This window comes from Streptomyces sp. NPDC088794 (assembly GCF_044750545.1).
In the GTDB taxonomy this organism is placed as follows: Bacteria; Actinomycetota; Actinomycetes; order Streptomycetales; family Streptomycetaceae; genus Streptomyces.
The window spans coordinates 37,161-52,885 of record NZ_JBIVKB010000016.1 but is presented as its reverse complement, the minus strand read 5'-3'; the positions used below and the strand labels follow the sequence as shown (position 1 = coordinate 52,885).

Below are 15,725 nucleotides of genomic sequence, written 5' to 3'. Positions count from 1 at the left end.
CTGCACCGGCGATGAGAAGTGCCGACCTCCTGGGTAAGGGCCTGCGCCTCCTCGGCAAGGGCCCGCCCCAGGTGAAGCCCCAGCGGGTGGGTGGGGGCCAGGGGTGGCGGCCTCGTCCTCAAACGCCGGACGGGCTGAAAATGCCTGCACCGGCCATGAGAAGTGCCGACCTCCTCGGTAAGGGCCTGCGCCTCCTCGGCAAGGGCCCGCCCCAGGTGAAGCCCCAGCGGGTGGGTGGGAGCCAGGGGTGGCGGCCTCGGCCTCGAACGCCGGACGGGCTGAAAATGCCTGCACCGGCGATGAGAAGTGCCGACCTCCTTGGGCCTCGGCCTCGGCCTCGAACGCCGGACGGGCTGAAATTGGCCGGGCCGGCATCGAGACGTGCGGGCTTTTTCAGCAAGGTCCCGCGCCTCCTCGACCGTCGGGACGAACTCGAACGCCGGACCGGCTGTGTGAGACAGCCGGTCCGGCGTTCGAGGTGCGACGTCAGCTACCCGTGCGTGGGCCCGGCACGCTCGCCGACAGTGACGACGCCGTGCCGATCGCGCTGGCCGCCGTGCGGCGGGTCTGCATCGGGACCGGGCCCTCGGGCGGGAGCGCGGTCAGCGGGCCCGAAGGGATGGACGGGCCGGTGGGGCCCGACGTGCCTTCGGGATCGGTCGGGCGCTCGCTCTGCGGGCGACGGGCGCGGTACGCGGCACGGTACGCCGCCGGCGACGAACCGAGCTGGCGGCGGAAGTGCCCGCGCAGGGCGACGGGGGAGCGGAAGCCGCAGCGGCCCGCCACCTCGTCCACCGAGTAGTCCGACGTCTCCAGCAGACGCTGTGCCTGGAGCACCCGCTGCGTGATCAGCCATTGCAGCGGGGCACTGCCCGTGAGGGAGCGGAAGCGGCGGTCGAACGTACGACGGCTCATGTACGCGCGTGCCGCCAGCGTCTCCACGTCGAACTGCTCGTGAAGGTGCTCCAGCGCCCAGGCGACGACCTCGGCCAGCGGGTCGGCGCCGATCTCCTCTGGTAAAGAGCGGTCCAGGTATCGCTCCTGACCTCCCGTCCGGCGCGGCGGGACGACCAGGCGACGGGCCAGCGCGCCGGCCGCCTCGTTGCCGTGGTCGGTCCGCACGATGTGGAGACAGAGGTCGATGCCCGCGGCCGTACCGGCGGACGTCAGCACGTCTCCGTCGTCCACGAACAGTTCTCTCGGATCCACGTGCACCGACGGATAACGCTTGGCCAGCGTCGGTGCGTACATCCAGTGTGTGGTCGCGGGACGGCCGTCCAGCAGGCCCGCCGCGGCGAGGACGAAGGCGCCGGTGCACAGTCCGACGATGCGGGCGCCTTCCTCATGGGCCCGGCGCAGTGCGTCGAGCGCGTCCTCGGGCGGTGGTGAAGTGATCGAACGCCAGGCCGGTACGACGACCGTGCCCGCGCGTGAGATCGCTTCCAGGCCATGTGGCGCGGTGAGTTCCAGGCCCCCTGTGGTCCGCAGTGGGCCTTCTTCGCCGCCGCACACCAGCAATCGGTAGCGCGGCACGCCGGCGTCCTGGCGGTCGATCCCGAACACCGACAGCGGTATGGAACTCTCGAAGATGGGGCCGCCGCTGAACAGCAGCACCGCGACGATCTCCTTGCGGCGTCGCCCGGAAAGCTTCCGGGCCGCGGCTTCCGGCGCGGCAGCGGAGTCGTGGCTCATACTGCTAAGCCCCCCTCGGTGGTCGCGGCTCCTCGGTTGTGTCGCTCCTGCACGTTTCCCCTCGGTCCTGCACGAGTCCCCCGCCGTAAGACGTCAAGATCGAATCTACTGTGTCGCGTGGTGCCGGGGTGACCCAGTTCGGGAACCGGCACATTGTCGACATGGCAACTTGGCGTGAAGCATTCGATCACGAAGCGTTGCACTCGTGGGCCGTGCAGGGAAGTGCGCCTTGTCGCAGTGGCCAATCCACGTAGGGTGCGCAGGGTCTCCGGGACCCTTTCCGTGCAGGTGGAACGGGGGTTGGGGGGTACCGGGGGTAAGGAACGCGCCCTGGCCGGAAGTTGGCTGAAAAGCGCTGTGCGTGTGCGCGGAAACCGGTCAGCCGACCGGTGTACTTCCCCCAGTGTGCCGCCCGCTCCTGCGGGCCCCCGTGCCGGCCCGGTGCCGGTGTCCGCGAGCCGGTGTCCGCTCCTCCGCCCGCAGCTGCGCGGCACCGCGTTCGGACTGCCGCAGCAGCAGCCGGCACACGGCGGTGACGGCGGCCAGTCCGAGGGCCGTACCTGCGGCGCCGGCGAGCGAGCCGCCGTACCAGAGGAGAACCACGGGGACCAGGACACAGCTGAAGGCGGCCCAGCGGACGACGTCGGTCACGGAGTCCTGGGGCGGGGTGGTCTCGGGGGTGGCGTGCGGTCCGGACATGCGTGCTCCCTGGGGCGGCGGCTCACGCGGTTCAACGCCTGTTCGAGCGGTCGGTCACTGTACGCCCCCCTCTTACCGGCCGCACGGTAAGTGAATCCTGTGCAAACCGCCTGTACAGCGCAGCAACCATTGCGTTACGGGCGCCCCCTCGTGCATGCTCCCTGGAACCCCCACGCACGGGGGGCGGGATCTGCGCTAAGGAGGCGTGCCGCCGTACCCTTGGGGGTATGGGGTTGGGAAGATAATTCCCGGACACAGCTCCGCCGCACTCTGTCGTCCCTCCCAAAAAGGATCAAAACGCCGAGACAGCCATGGCCGGTCACGAATACTTCGAACCCGCGGACCGCAAGCGGCCCGTCGCCGACCCCACGGCGGCCGAGCCCCAGGCGGCGGAAGAACCACGCCATTCCTGCGATCCAGCCTTCAAGCACGGCGTCGTCGTCGGCTTCGACGGCTCCACCTCCAGCGAGCGCGCCCTGGCGTACGCCATCGGCATGGCCCACCGCTCCGGCTCGGGCCTGATCATCGTCCACGTCGCCAACCGGCTGCCCACCACGGTGTGGGCCGGCTGCGAGCCACCGGTCTTCGTCGACGTGCCGGACCACCGCACCGAGGTGCTCGGTCTGGAGCTGGCGTGCGCCGAGTACTTGGCGGAGGTGCCCTGGATCCTCGTCGAGCGCGGTGGCGACATCTGCCACGAACTCGAAGAGGTGGGGCGGGAGTACGAGGCGGACGCGATCGTCGTCGGCTCGACCCACGGCATCGTCGGACGCATCTTCGGCTCCGTCGCGGGGCGGCTCGCCAAGCGGGCGCAGCGGCCCGTCGTCGTCATCCCGTGACCCGTAGGCCGTCATCCCGTAACTCGTAGGTCCAACTCGCCGGTCGGCTCCGAATTCCCTGCTGTGCAGAGGTGTTTGTGTCCTTGTGAAGGGCATATATCGGTCACACCGCACAAACGCACATGCATGAAGGGAGCCCGCCGTGGACAATGACGTCTCTGCGGGAAGTACCACCTCGATCGTCGGCCGACTGGCCCTGGGAATCACTCTGTTGGCGTTCGGCCTCGGGTATGCCGACGTGATCGACGGGGTGTCGGCGGCTGACGCCGTGTCACTGGCCCACTACGTGGGCGGAGTTGCCCTCTTCGTCGCCGGACTGTTCGCCTTCCGCGACGGCGACGCCCTGACCGGTACGGCCTTCTCGGCCTTCGGCGCGCTCTGGTTCACCTGGGCCGTCACCGCCGGTGACTCCGTGTCGGACAACGCGGCCGGGTTGTTCCTGGTCCTGTTCGCTCTCGTGGCCCTGTCCGTGACCCTCGCGGGTGGGGATCAACTGACGCAGGGTACCTACGGGTTGTTCTTCGTCTCCCTCGTGCTGCTCGCGATCGCGCTGTTCGCGGACAACGGTTCCCTGGCGAAGGTCGGGGGCTGGTTCGCCGTTGCGGCGGGAGCGGTGGCCTGGTACGCGGCGACGGCCTCGTTGGCCCACTGGCCGACAGTGCTTCCGCGGCGGGCTGCGGGTCGGGGTGTGACGGCCGCCGGCTGAGTTGCAGCGGAGTGATCCCCCACGTGTAAGAGGCACACGTGGGGGATTGTTCTGTTGAGTGGCCTCCGCGGGCGGGTGGGGGTTGCTCGCGCAGTTCCCCGCGCCCCTAAAAGCCAAAAGCCTCTACTCCACCGTCACCGACTTCGCGAGGTTCCTCGGCTTGTCGATGTCGCGGCCCAGGGCCAATGCCGTGTGGTAGGCGAGGAGTTGGAGGGGGATGCCCAGGAGGATCGGGTCGAGTTCGGGCTCGTTCCTGGGGACCACGATCGTCTCGTCGGCCTTTTCCTGGGGCTGGTGGGCGACCGCCAGGATGCGGCCGCTGCGGGCCTTGATCTCCTCCAGGGCGGCGCGGTTCTTCTCCAGGAGGTCGTCGTCGGGGACGATCGCGACCGTCGGGAGCGCGGGCTCGATCAGCGCGAGGGGGCCGTGCTTCAACTCCGAGGCGGGGTAGGCCTCGGCGTGGATGTAGGAGACCTCCTTGAGCTTCAGGGAGGCCTCGCGGGCCACCGGGTAGCCCCGGACGCGGCCGATGAAGAGCATCGAGCGGGCGTCGGCGTACTGCTCCGCCAGCTTCTTGACCTTCTCCTCCTTCGCCAGGATCTCGGTGATCTGGGCGGGGAGCTTGCGCAGGCCCTCGATGATCCGCTTGCCGTCGCGGACCGAGAGGTCGCGGGTGCGGCCCAGGTGCAGGGCGAGCAGGGCGAAGGCGACCGTGGTGTTGGTGAAGCACTTCGTGGAGACCACACAGACCTCGGGACCCGCGTGGACGTAGATGCCGGCGTCCGCCTCGCGGGCGATCGCCGAGCCGACCACGTTCACGACGCCGAAGACCCGCGCGCCCTTGCGCTTCAGCTCCTGGACGGCCGCGAGGACGTCGTAGGTCTCGCCGGACTGGGAGACGGCGACGTACAGGGTGTCGGGGTCGACCACCGCGTTGCGGTAGCGGAACTCGGAGGCCGGCTCGGCGTCCGCGGGGATGCGGGCCAGCTCCTCGATCATCTGGGCGCCGATCAGGCCCGCGTGGTACGAGGTGCCGCAGCCGAGGATCTTCACGCGCCGGATCTGCCGGGCCTCGCGGGCGTCCAGGTTCAGGCCGCCGAGGTGCACGGTGGAGAAGCGGTCGTCGATGCGGCCGCGCAGGACGCGGTCGACGGCCTCGGCCTGCTCGTGGATCTCCTTGTGCATGTACGTGTCGTGGCCGCCCATGTCGTAGGAGGCCGCCTCCCACTCCACGGTGGTCGGCTCCGACGTCGTACTGGTGCCCTCGGTGGTGTACGTGCGGAAGTCGTCGGCCTTGAGGGTGGCCATCTCGCCGTCGTCCAGCGTCACTATCTGCCGCGTGTGGGCGACCAGGGCGGCGATGTCCGAGGCGACGAACATCTCCTTCTCGCCGATGCCGAGGACGACCGGGGAGCCGTTTCGCGCCACCACGATGCGGTCGGGGAAGTCGGCGTGCAGCACGGCGATGCCGTACGTGCCCTCGATCACCCGGAGGGTCTCGCGGACCTTCTCCTCCAGGGTCTCGGCCTGGGCGCGGGCGATGAGGTGGACCAGGACCTCGGTGTCGGTCTCGGAGAGGAAGACGACACCGTCCGCCTCCAGCTTGCGGCGGAGGTCGGAGGCGTTGTCGATGATGCCGTTGTGGACGACCGCGACCTTGCTCTCGGCGTCCAGGTGCGGGTGGGCGTTCACGTCGGAGGGGGCGCCGTGGGTGGCCCAGCGGGTGTGGGCGATGCCGGTGGTGCCCTTGAAGCGGGCCGGGACCTTGGCCTCCAGGTCGCGCACCCGGCCCTTGGCCTTGACCGACTTCAGGCCTGCCGTCTTCGGTGAGGTGACGGCGATGCCCGCCGAGTCGTAGCCGCGGTACTCCAGCCGCTGCAAGCCCTCCAGCAGCAGCGGGGCCACGTCACGCCTGCCGATGTATCCGACGATTCCGCACATATATACGTGTTCCTAGCCGTAGACGATGCGGCGCAGCTGCCTGAGCGTGAGCTCCGGCGGCGCGACCGCCCGGTATTTCAGGTCCGCCTCGATCCGGTCGAAGATCTCCGCGTTCACCAGGCCCCTGGCCTGGAGCTCGCGGTGGCGGCGACGGACGTACTCGGTGGTCGTCTCGTCGAAGTAGGCGAGCACCTCTTGGATCACCCGCAGCGCCTCGCCCCGGCTCAGGGGTGAGGAGCGCGTCAGATGATCAACGAGTTCGTCGTGCACCCGGTCGATCCTGGGGCACCGGAGAGCGTTTCGCAAGAATCCTGCCCGATATCGGGCAGCGGTCTGTTGGCAAGCTTTGGGAGAACGTTGAATCTCTCATGGACCTCTGTTCGCAGGCCGTCCATTCCGCGTCTGGCGCCTCGTTGTCTGAGGGGACGAGTTTCAGACGCCATGGACATTCCTCGTATGGGCGTACCCGAAGAGCTGGCCGAGCGCATGAGTATGGCCGAGCAGCACGAGTACCTGCGCGCCAAATTCTCCCGGCGCAACGTGATGAGAGGCGGCGCCGTGACGATCGGCGCCGTCGCCGGTGGCGCGTTCGTGCCGGGTGCGGTCGCGCAGGCCGCGGTTCCCACCCAGCGCAGCGCCCCCGCGACCGAGACCGTCGACGGCTCGCTCGTCTCCCCCTTCGGCCGCCACCTCGCCTTCGGCACCGACGCGAGCACCGAGATGACCGTCTCGTGGCAGGTGCCGCTCCCGGTGAAGAAGCCCTTCATCCGCATCGGCGCCCACCCCTGGGACCTCTCGCGCAAGATCGAGGCCGAGGTCCGCTCGCTCTACACGCCGGCCGGCGTGGGCGCCAGCGCCGACCACACCCAGTACTACGTACACGCCAAGCTGACCCACCTGCGCCCGGGCAAGACCTACTACTACGGCGTCGGCCACCAGGGCTTCGACCCGGCCGAGCCGCACCTGCTGGGCACCCTGGGCACCTTCACCACCGCGCCCGACCGCAAGAAGTCGTTCACCTTCACCGCCTTCGGCGACGAGGGCGTCGGCTACCACGGCCTGGCCAACGACAGCCTGCTGCTCGCCCAGAACCCGGCCTTCCACCTGCACGCCGGTGACATCGCGTACGCCGACCCGTCCGGCGGCGGCGTGACCTCCGACACCGGCTTCGACTCGCGCATCTGGGACCAGTTCCTCGCCCAGACCGAGTCGGTCGCCAAGTCCGTGCCGTGGATGCCCGCCTACGGCAACCACGACATGGAGGCCTGGTACTCGCCCAACGGCTACGGCGGCGAAGAGGCCCGCTGGACCCTGCCGGACAACGGTCCCGACCCCAAGAACCTGCCGAGCGTCTACAGCTTCACCTACGGCAACACGGCGGTCATCTCGCTCGACGCCAACGACATCTCCTTCGAGATCCCGGCCAACCTCGGCATCTCGGGCGGCACGCAGACCAAATGGTTCGAGAAGCAGCTGAAGAAGTACCGCGCCTCGAAGGACATCGACTTCATCGTCGTGTTCTTCCACCACTGCGCGTACTGCACCTCCACGGCGCACTCCTCGGAGGGGGGAGTGCGCCAGGAGTGGGTGCCGCTGTTCGAGAAGTACACGGTGGACCTGGTCATCAACGGCCACAACCACCAGTACGAGCGCACCGACGTCCTCAAGGGCGACAAGGTCGTCAAGAAGCTCCCGATCGGCGAGACCGCGTACCCCGAGACCGAGGGTGTCGTCTACGTGACGGCGGGCGCGGCCGGCCGCAGCCTGTACGCGTTCAGCGCGCCGGACTCCTACGAGGGCCACGTGAAGGACGTCGAGTCCGTCGCCGCCTTCGTCAACACCAAGTCCGGCAAGGTCAACGAGACCGTCACCTGGTCCCGGGTCCGCTACCTCAACTACTCGTTCCTGCGCGTGGACGTGGAGCCCGCCGCGCGCGGACACCTGGCCAAGCTGAAGGTGTCGGGCATCGCCGAGACCGGCGACCGCATCGACCACTTCACGATCGCCCGCAAGGCCAAGTAACACCCGCCGGGCGCCCGGAAGGCGGGGCGCGGCGGCAAACACGTTGAACCGACAGGCGGTCCTCGCGCGCTACATGCGCTTGAGGATCGCCTGTTTGGCCAAGGCGAACTCCTCGTCGGTCAGCACACCCGTGCTCCGCAGCTCGCCCAACTCCCGCAGCCGGCGCAGCAACGCGTCGTGGCCGTCCTCAACTGGGTCGGCGGCGGGCGCGAGTTGACGGGGGCGGGCGTCCGGCGGCGGTACGTCCGCGGGGGCGGCGGCCGGGTGCGGGAGACGGGCCCGGACGGCCGCCGCGACCAGGGCCATCAGCGGATCCTTCTTGAAGCCCCACAGCTCCACCGAGTTGGGGTCGTACTTCGGCGGCGCCTTGGTCGGCGCGTGCCGCACGGTGAAGCGCAGATGCCCGTTCTCCAGACCCACCGCGGGCTGCCACTCGACGTCGATGATGTCGGCGACGGCGAGGCTGCGCACCCCGGCGGCGGCCTTGGCGTCCTCGGTCTTCCAGTTCCACTCCAGCCGGACGCGCTCCCCGTCGAAGCTCGCCGTGCCGTCCCCGGCGGACACCGACAGCGGGACGGACGGGCCGGGCAGCAGATAGCCGTCCACCGGGTCGGCCGGTACCTCGTCCAGCAGCAGCGCGTTGCGGACCTCGTCCACGAAGTACTCGGCGACGCCGTAGCGGTCGGACTCCACCACCAGTTGGTACGGGTCGTTCGGCTCGGCCAGCCGGCCCCCGGTGGCGTGCAGCAGCGGGTCGGCGCCGTCGCGCAGCCGCAGTCTGAGTCGGCCCGACTTGCGGCCCTGTTCGAAGGACACGCCCGCCAACGAGCCCAGCGGCACGATGAGTTCGCCCAGGGTCCTGCGCAACAGGCTGACGTTCTTGTCCCGTCCGGGAGTCAGTCGCAGGGCGTCGCCGTCGAACGCCCACGTGCCGTCCTTCTGGAGGATTTCCGCCATGGAGGGATTGTTTCACCGGATCTGCGGGAGAGTGGTCTTGACCAATCTGTCCCTCCACTCTGGTCACAGTAGAAGGGAGCGCATGTGAGACGGCACCACAGAACGACTCCCCGCATGGTCCGGGTCCTCGGATCCCTGCTGCTCGTCGCCGCGGCCGGCACGTTCACGGCCGGCGCGGCACCGACCCCCACGACACCCGCCGCGACCCCGCTCGACCGGATCGTCCCCACGCCCGCCTCGGTCAGCCCGGGCGGAGCGCCCTACCGGATCACCCGTGACACCGCCATCAAGATCAGCGACCACCGCGAGGTCCGCCGGGTCGGCGAGTACCTGGCGGCCGTGCTGCGCCCGTCCACCGGCTATCCGCTGCCGGTGACCACCAAGGGCCGCGGCGGCATCCGGCTGCACCTCGACCCCGGACGGTACGGCGCCGAGGGCTACCGCCTGGACAGCGGCAGCGGCGGCGTCACCATCACCGCCGGCGCCCCCGCCGGTCTCTTCCACGGTGTGCAGACCCTGCGCCAACTGCTGCCCGCCGCCATCGAGTCGAAGTCCGTCCGGCACGGCCCGTGGACCGTCGCGGGCGGCACCGTCGAGGACCGGCCGCGCTACTCCTACCGCGGCGCGATGCTCGACGTCTCCCGGCACTTCTTCACCGTCGACCAGGTCAAGCGCTACATCGACGAACTCGCCCTCTACAAGATCAACAAACTCCATCTGCACCTCAGCGACGACCAGGGCTGGCGCCTGGCGATCGACTCCTGGCCGCGCCTTGCCACGTACGGCGGCTCCACCCAGGTCGGCGGCGGCCCGGGCGGTTACTACACCAAGGCCGAGTACAAGGAGATCGTCCGGTACGCCTCCTCGCGCTTCCTGGAGGTCGTCCCCGAGATCGACATGCCCGGCCACACCAACGCGGCCCTCGCCTCGTACGCCGAACTCAACTGCGACGGGGTCGCGCCCCCGCTCTACACCGGCACCGAGGTCGGCTTCAGCTCGCTGTGCGCGGGCAAGGAGGTCACCTACGACTTCGCGGAGGACGTGATCCGTGAGCTGGCCGCCCTCACCCCCGGCCGCTACCTGCACATCGGCGGCGACGAGGCGCACTCCACCAGCCATGAGGACTATGTGAAGTTCATGGACCGGGTGCAGCCGATCGTCGCCAAGTACGGGAAGACGGTGGTCGGTTGGCACCAGCTGACCGGCGCGCACCCGGCCAAGGGGGCCCTCGCCCAGTACTGGGGTCTGGACGACGCCAGTGCCGAGGAGAAGGCACAGGTCGTGGCGGCGGCACGGAACGGGACCGGACTGGTCCTGTCGCCGGCCGACCGGCTCTACCTCGACATGAAGTACACCGACGACACCCCGCTCGGCCAGGACTGGGCCGGACTGGTCGAGGTCCGGCGGGCCTACGACTGGGACCCGGGCACCTACCTCGCCGGGGCGCCGAGTTCGTCCGTCAAGGGCGTGGAGGCCCCGCTGTGGACCGAGACGCTCGTGACGAGCGCCGACCTCGAGTACATGGCCTTCCCGCGGCTCGCGGGCACGGCCGAACTCGGCTGGTCGCCGGCCGCCACGCACGACTGGGACGCCTACAAGGTGCGGCTCGCGGCGCAGGCTCCGCGGTGGGACGCGCTGGGGATCTCCTACTACCGGTCCCCGCAGGTGCCTTGGCCCAGCAGCGGCTGAAGCGCCTTGTAGTCACTAGGAGTTGAGAAAAAGACGGGCACCCCGGAGGACCGTGCTCCGGGGTGCCCGCCGTCTTGGGGTCAGAACCCGGCGATCGGGTTCTTCAGGGTGCCGATCAGCTGAAGCGCGCCCGCCGGGTCGGCCAGGTCGACCATCTGCTGGTTGTTGCGCAGCTGGAGCCGGTTGAGGCAGGACAGCGCGAACTCGGGCGCGAACATGTCGTACTGCTCGAACTTCTCGGCGAGTTCGGGCAGCGACGCCTGGTACTCGCGGGTGACGTCGGCGACCGTGCGCCAGAAGTCGTCCTCCGTCAGGACTCCCTCGGTCGCGAGGTTCGCGGCGAGGAAGCGGAAGAAGCAGTCGAAGACGTCCGTGAAGATCGACAGGAGCTTCTTCTCCTCCGGGACCTCCACGCGGATCCGCCGGACCTCGGGCGGCAGCACCGCGTCCGGGTCCATGACGGCGATCTCCTCGGCGATGTCCTTGTAGATCGCGCGCTGCACGACCCCGTCCTTCAGGACCAGGATCACGTTCTCGCCGTGCGGCATGTAGACCAGGTCGTAGGCGTAGAAGCTGTGCAGCAGCGGGGTGAAGTAGGCCCGCAGATAGTGCCGCAGCCACTCGGCCGGCGCGAGGCCCGACCGCTCGATCAGCGCGCCCGCGAAGGACGCGCCCTCGCGGTCGACATGGACCAGGGAGGCCATGGTGGCCAGCGACTCGCCCTCCTGGAGGGAGGAGACGGGACTCTCGCGCCACAGCGCCGCGAGCATTTTCCGGTACGGCGAGTAGCGGTCGGTCGCCTTCTCGTACTCCAGGTGCCGGTACCCGACGGCCGCCCGCTCGCGGATGATCGACAGGCCCGTCGACTTCAACACCGGGTCGCCCTCGACGAGTTGGGCCAGCCAGTCGTTGATGGCCGGGGTCGCCTCCATGTACGCGGCCGAAAGTCCGCGCATGAAGCCCATGTTGAGGACGGACAGGGCCGTCTTCACATAGTGCTTCTCGGGGTGCGAGTCGTTGAAGAAGGTCCGGATGGACTGCTGGGCCAGGTACTCGTCGTCGCCCTCGCCGAGGCAGACGAGGAGCCCGCGGGCGATCTCGGCCGCGAAGGTGACGCTGAGCTTGTTCCACCACTGCCAGGGGTGGACCGGGATCAGCAGATAGTCCTCGGGGTCCAGGCCCCGCCCGGTGAGCAGTTCGCGGAACCGCTCGACCGTCGCCTCGCCCAACTCCTCGCGCAGGAACGACTCGTACTCGATGCCGACGCCCGCGGTGAACGCGGCGCGCGAGCGGTGCGCGGCCAGCCAGACCAGGCGGACCGGGCTCGCGGTCTCAGGGGCGTACGCGAGGTACTCGTGGATGCCGAAGCCGAGCCGGCCGTTGTTGGCGACGAAGCAGGGGTGGCCCTCGGTCATGCCGGTCTCGATGGCCTGGAAGTCGCTCTTCACAAGGTCGGCAGCGGTCACTTGGGGCTTGGTGAGCTTGAAGCAGGTGCCGGAGAGGGTGGAGGAGATCTCCTCCAGGTAGACCGGAAGGATCTCCTCGCTCAGGCCCAGGGTCTGCTGGAGCTCGATGAAGAAGTCCAGGGCGGCCAGCGGGAGTTCGGCGTCGTCCCGGCTGCGGGTGATCGAACCGGCGTCCACCTGCCAGTGGTCGAGGGCGTGGCGGGCGGCGGTGAAGCGGTAGCGGGTCAGCCCGTCGTCACTGCGGACGACGTACAAGTCCCCATCTTTTTCAGGGGTGATGAGCCGCTCGTGCGCGAACTCGGCGAGGGCCTTGCGGATCAGCTGGCGGTTGGCCTGCTCCCAGCGCTCGGGGGAGAGGTGGGCCACGGCGTCGGCGAGGCTCATGCGGGCACCCCCGTCGTCGCCAGCCGGAACTGCTCGCGGGTGCAGAAGCTCAACAACGCCATTTTCTCCGGCTTCTGGATCTCACGCTCGGGCACGAACCCGACCGCTTCGTTCAGGGCGTGCACGGCCGTGTTGGACACGTCTGGCTCGACGACCACACGCTCGGTCGCCGGGTCCTCGAAGAGGTGCGCCAGTACGGCGGTGATGACGGCGCGGGTGAACCCGTGGACGGGCGTGTCGGTCGCCGGGGTGAGGAAGTGCATGCCGACGTCACCGGGCAACGGCTCGTACAGCCCGACCAGTTCGCGGTGCGCGGGGTCGTACTTCTCCATCAGGAAGACCGGCACGCCGTCCCGCAGCCCGAGCAGCGCGTGGTGGTGCGGGTCGGCCGCGATCTCCATGTACGCGCGCTCGACGTCCTCGAGGCGGGCGTCCTGCATCATCCAGTAGGCCGCCTTGGGATGGGTGACCCAGGAGTGCAGCAACTCGGCGTCCTGGAGCGGGTCCAGGGGGCGGAAGGTGAAGGTCATACGGCGAACTCCTGGAACGCGATCGTCTTCTCGACCGGGTAGTACTCGCTGCCGAGCAGCTCACGGATGATGGAGCTGTTGCGGTAGGCGCCCATGCCCAGATCGGGGCTGGTGATGCTGTGGGTGTGCACGCCGGCGTTCTGCAGGAAGACGCCCCGGCCCGTGGTGTCGATCGCGTAGTTGCGGGCCACGTCGAAGTTGCCGTGCACGTCGTAGCACAGCCGGTTCCTGATCGGGCGCAGGAACTCGGGCTCGGCGTACCGGTAGCCGGTGGCCAGCACCAGGCCCTGCGAGTCGAGGTCGTACTCCTTGCCCTGCTCCTCCTGGCGGAACGAGAGCGTGTACGTGCCGTTCTCGTGCCGCGCGCCGGTCAGCGCGGAGTTGGTGAGCAGGCGCGTGGGCACCGGACCGCCGAGGTTCTTCTGGTAGAGCAGGTCGAAGATCTCGTTGATCAGGTCGCCGTCGATGCCCTTGAACAGGCCTTTCTGCTCGCTGGTGAGCCGGTAGCGGGTGGCCTCGGGCAGCTCGCGGAAGTAGTCGATGTACTCCGGGGAGGTCATCTCCAGCGTGAGCTTGGTGTATTCGAGCGGGAAGAAGCGCGGCGAGCGGGTGACCCAGTTCAGCCGGTAGCCGTGCACGTCGATCTCACCGAGCAGGTCGTAGTAGATCTCGGCGGCGGACTGCCCGGAGCCCACCAGCGTGATCGACTCCTTCTTGACCAGCTCCTCCCGGTGCTGCACATAACGGGAGTTGTGGATGAAGTCGCCGCCCAGACCCTCGCAGGCCTCGGGGATGTACGCCGGGGTGCCGGTCCCCAGGACCAGCCGGCGGGCGCGGAACACCTCGCCGGCCGCGGTCGTCACGAGGTACAGCCCGTCCTCGTCCTGGTACGTCACCTCGGTCACCGTGGTGCTGAAGCGGACGCTGCTCAGCTGGTTGGCGGCCCAGCGGCAGTAGTCGTCGTACTCGACGCGCAGCGGGTAGAAGTTCTCCCGGATGTAGAACGAGTAGAGCCGACCGCGCTCCTTCAGGTAGTTGAGGAAGGAGTACGGGGAGGTCGGGTCGGCCAGCGTGACCAGGTCCGACATGAACGGGGTCTGGAGGTGGGCGCCCTCCAGGAACATGCCCGCGTGCCACTCGAAGTCGGGCTTCGACTCCAGGAAGACGCCGTCGAGTTCGTCGATCGGCTCGGTCAGACAGGCGAGGCCGAGGTTGAAGGGACCGAGCCCGATCCCCACGAAGTCATGGATCGTGGACGGGGTTTCAGGACGCGCGGTCAAGGGACTCTCCCAGGTACTGCTCGGCGTGGCCGGCGATCAGGTCGAGGACGGCGGCGATGTCGGCCGCCGTGGTCTCAGGATTGAGCAGGGTGAACTTCAGGTAGTGGCGGGCGCCCACCTTGGTGCCCGCGACCACCGCGTCGCCGGAGGCGAACAGGGCCTTGCGGGCGTACAGGTTGGCGCGGTCGATCTCGGCCGGGTCGGTGACGGCGGCCGGTATGTAGCGGAAGACCAGGGTGGAGAGCGTCGGCTCGACCACGACGTCGAAGCGCGGGTCGCCGGCGAGCAGCTGCCAGCCCTCGACGGCCAGGTCGCAGACCTCGTCGAAGAGTCCGCCGATGCCGTCGGCGCCCATCACGCGCAGCGTCATCCACAGCTTGAGCGCGTCGAAACGGCGGGTGGTCTGAAGGGACTTGTCGACCTGGTTGGGGATGCGCTCGGAGACCATCCGGCGCGGGTTCAGGTACTCCGCGTGATAGGTCGCGTGGCGCAGGGTCGAGGCGTCCTTGACCAGCACGGCGGACGAACTCACCGGCTGGAAGAAGGACTTGTGGTAGTCGACGGTGACCGAGTCGGCCCGCTCGATGCCGTCGATGCGGTGCCGGTGCTTGAGCGAGGCGAGCAGTCCGCAGCCGTAGGCCGCGTCGACGTGCATCCAGACGCCGTACTGCTCGCACAGCTCGGCGATCTCGGGCAGCGGGTCGATGGAGCCGAAGTCGGTGGTCCCCGCGGTGGCGACGACGGCCATCGGGACCAGGCCGTCCTGCTTGCAGCGCTCCAACTCCCGGGCGAGGGCGACCGTCTGCATCCGCTTGTCGTTGCCGACGGGGATCGAGACGACCGAGTCCTGGCCGAGGCCCAGCAGTTTCGCGGACTTCTTCACGCTGAAGTGGCTGACCTCGGAGGCGAAGATACGCAGTTCGGCGAGCGAGTCGGTCTTGGCCTCCTCCCTCGCCAGCAGCAGGGCCTGGAGGTTGGACTGGGTGCCGCCGGAGGTGAACACACCGTCGGCGTTCTCGCCCAGGCCGATGCGGGCGTTGGTCCAGTCGATGAGCTTGCGCTCGATCAGGGTGCCGCCGGCCGACTGGTCCCAGGTGTCCAGGGAGGAGTTGACGGCGGACAGGACGGCCTCGCCGAGCACCGCCGGGATGACGACCGGGCAGTTGAGGTGGGCGAGGTAGCGGGGGTGGTGGAAGTAGATCGCGTCCCGGAGGTAGACCTCCTCCAGTTCGTCGAGCACGGCCGCGGTGTCGAGCAGCGGGGTGTCCAGGTCGATCCGCTCGATCCGGGGAGCGAGGGCGTCGACCGAGACGCCGGTGAACGGACGGTCGGTGGCGGCGAGTTTGGCGGCCACCCGCTCGACGCCGTCGGTCACGGAGCGGCGGTACTGCTCCGCGGTCGTGTCATTGAGCAGGTGCGAGCGCATGGTGCGTGGTCCTCCGGTGGGGGCGGGGAAAGGGGGCCCGAGGCGTTACTTAGGTTAGCCTAACCTAAGTAACGCGAACGAAACCCTGCCTCTC

At 69.0% G+C, this 15,725-nt stretch carries 13 protein-coding genes; 4 read left to right on the top strand and 9 right to left on the bottom strand.

Going from position 1 to position 15,725, the window contains the following annotated elements; all coding sequences use genetic code 11:
- Positions 1–486: 486 nt before the first annotated feature.
- Together ACIP6U_RS36470 and ACIP6U_RS36465 are read right to left on the bottom strand one after the other, a co-directional pair.
- Complete coding sequence (locus tag ACIP6U_RS36470; RefSeq protein WP_401726843.1) at positions 487–1,692, bottom strand: helix-turn-helix domain-containing protein; 1,206 nt, start codon at positions 1,690–1,692, stop codon at positions 487–489.
- Positions 1,693–2,070: 378 nt separating this feature from the next.
- Entirely contained in the window at positions 2,071–2,391 is a 321-nt protein-coding gene (locus ACIP6U_RS36465; protein WP_401726841.1) for a hypothetical protein, read from the bottom strand.
- A gap of 311 nt (positions 2,392–2,702) precedes the next feature.
- Between ACIP6U_RS36465 and ACIP6U_RS36460 the strand changes: the two genes are divergently transcribed.
- Both ACIP6U_RS36460 and ACIP6U_RS36455 read left to right on the top strand, forming a co-directional pair.
- Entirely contained in the window at positions 2,703–3,230 is a 528-nt protein-coding gene (locus ACIP6U_RS36460; protein WP_401726839.1) for a universal stress protein, read from the top strand.
- A 142-nt stretch (positions 3,231–3,372) separates the two neighbouring features.
- Positions 3,373–3,936 carry a GPR1/FUN34/YaaH family transporter gene (locus tag ACIP6U_RS36455; protein ID WP_401726837.1) on the top strand — a complete coding sequence of 188 codons (564 nt, stop codon included), beginning with the start codon at positions 3,373–3,375 and terminating at the stop codon, positions 3,934–3,936.
- A gap of 123 nt (positions 3,937–4,059) precedes the next feature.
- On the opposite strand, the gene glmS is transcribed toward ACIP6U_RS36455, so the two are convergent.
- Positions 4,060–5,877, bottom strand: coding sequence for a glutamine--fructose-6-phosphate transaminase (isomerizing) (gene glmS, locus ACIP6U_RS36450; RefSeq protein WP_401726835.1), 1,818 nt, complete (start codon positions 5,875–5,877; stop codon positions 4,060–4,062).
- 12 nt (positions 5,878–5,889) lie between these two features.
- Positions 5,890–6,147, bottom strand: coding sequence for a hypothetical protein (locus tag ACIP6U_RS36445; RefSeq protein ID WP_401726833.1), 258 nt, complete (start codon positions 6,145–6,147; stop codon positions 5,890–5,892).
- A 186-nt stretch (positions 6,148–6,333) separates the two neighbouring features.
- Here ACIP6U_RS36445 and ACIP6U_RS36440 point away from each other — a divergent pair, with 186 nt between their 5' ends.
- Entirely contained in the window at positions 6,334–7,899 is a 1,566-nt protein-coding gene (locus ACIP6U_RS36440) for a purple acid phosphatase family protein (protein ID WP_401726831.1), read from the top strand.
- A 69-nt stretch (positions 7,900–7,968) separates the two neighbouring features.
- Here the strand turns inward: ACIP6U_RS36440 and ACIP6U_RS36435 are convergent, their stop codons facing one another.
- Complete coding sequence (locus ACIP6U_RS36435; protein WP_401726829.1) at positions 7,969–8,856, bottom strand: DUF4429 domain-containing protein; 888 nt, start codon at positions 8,854–8,856, stop codon at positions 7,969–7,971.
- Between the two features lie 84 nt (positions 8,857–8,940).
- Here ACIP6U_RS36435 and ACIP6U_RS36430 point away from each other — a divergent pair, with 84 nt between their 5' ends.
- The gene (locus tag ACIP6U_RS36430; RefSeq protein WP_401726827.1) at positions 8,941–10,545 is read left to right on the top strand and encodes a beta-N-acetylhexosaminidase; all 1,605 of its coding nucleotides are present in this window, start codon (positions 8,941–8,943) and stop codon (positions 10,543–10,545) included.
- Between the two features lie 80 nt (positions 10,546–10,625).
- Here ACIP6U_RS36430 and ACIP6U_RS36425 read toward each other — a convergent pair whose 3' ends face one another.
- The 4 genes from ACIP6U_RS36425 to desA are packed head-to-tail and all read right to left on the bottom strand — an operon-like array spanning position 10,626 to position 15,631.
- Entirely contained in the window at positions 10,626–12,395 is a 1,770-nt protein-coding gene (locus ACIP6U_RS36425; RefSeq protein ID WP_401726825.1) for an IucA/IucC family protein, read from the bottom strand.
- On the bottom strand, positions 12,392–12,925 hold the full coding sequence (locus tag ACIP6U_RS36420) for a GNAT family N-acetyltransferase (protein WP_401726823.1): 534 nt from the start codon (positions 12,923–12,925) through the stop codon (positions 12,392–12,394). The genes ACIP6U_RS36425 and ACIP6U_RS36420 overlap by 4 nt, the downstream gene beginning before the upstream one ends.
- The gene (locus ACIP6U_RS36415; RefSeq protein ID WP_401726821.1) at positions 12,922–14,205 is read right to left on the bottom strand and encodes a lysine N(6)-hydroxylase/L-ornithine N(5)-oxygenase family protein; all 1,284 of its coding nucleotides are present in this window, start codon (positions 14,203–14,205) and stop codon (positions 12,922–12,924) included. Before ACIP6U_RS36415 ends, ACIP6U_RS36420 begins: the two co-directional genes overlap by 4 nt.
- Entirely contained in the window at positions 14,189–15,631 is a 1,443-nt protein-coding gene (desA, locus tag ACIP6U_RS36410) for a lysine decarboxylase DesA (protein WP_401726819.1), read from the bottom strand. Before desA ends, ACIP6U_RS36415 begins: the two co-directional genes overlap by 17 nt.
- Positions 15,632–15,725: the final 94 nt, after the last annotated feature.

Coding starts and splice junctions, on each gene's coding strand:
- ACIP6U_RS36470 (WP_401726843.1), bottom strand. CDS start 1,692: ATGAGCCACGACTCCGCTGCCGCGCCGGAAGCCGCGGCCCGGAAGCTT.
- ACIP6U_RS36465 (WP_401726841.1), bottom strand. CDS start 2,391: ATGTCCGGACCGCACGCCACCCCCGAGACCACCCCGCCCCAGGACTCC.
- ACIP6U_RS36460 (WP_401726839.1), top strand. CDS start 2,703: ATGGCCGGTCACGAATACTTCGAACCCGCGGACCGCAAGCGGCCCGTC.
- glmS (WP_401726835.1), bottom strand. CDS start 5,877: ATGTGCGGAATCGTCGGATACATCGGCAGGCGTGACGTGGCCCCGCTG.
- ACIP6U_RS36440 (WP_401726831.1), top strand. CDS start 6,334: ATGGGCGTACCCGAAGAGCTGGCCGAGCGCATGAGTATGGCCGAGCAG.
- ACIP6U_RS36435 (WP_401726829.1), bottom strand. CDS start 8,856: ATGGCGGAAATCCTCCAGAAGGACGGCACGTGGGCGTTCGACGGCGAC.
- ACIP6U_RS36425 (WP_401726825.1), bottom strand. CDS start 12,395: ATGAGCCTCGCCGACGCCGTGGCCCACCTCTCCCCCGAGCGCTGGGAG.
- ACIP6U_RS36420 (WP_401726823.1), bottom strand. CDS start 12,925: ATGACCTTCACCTTCCGCCCCCTGGACCCGCTCCAGGACGCCGAGTTG.
- desA (WP_401726819.1), bottom strand. CDS start 15,631: ATGCGCTCGCACCTGCTCAATGACACGACCGCGGAGCAGTACCGCCGC.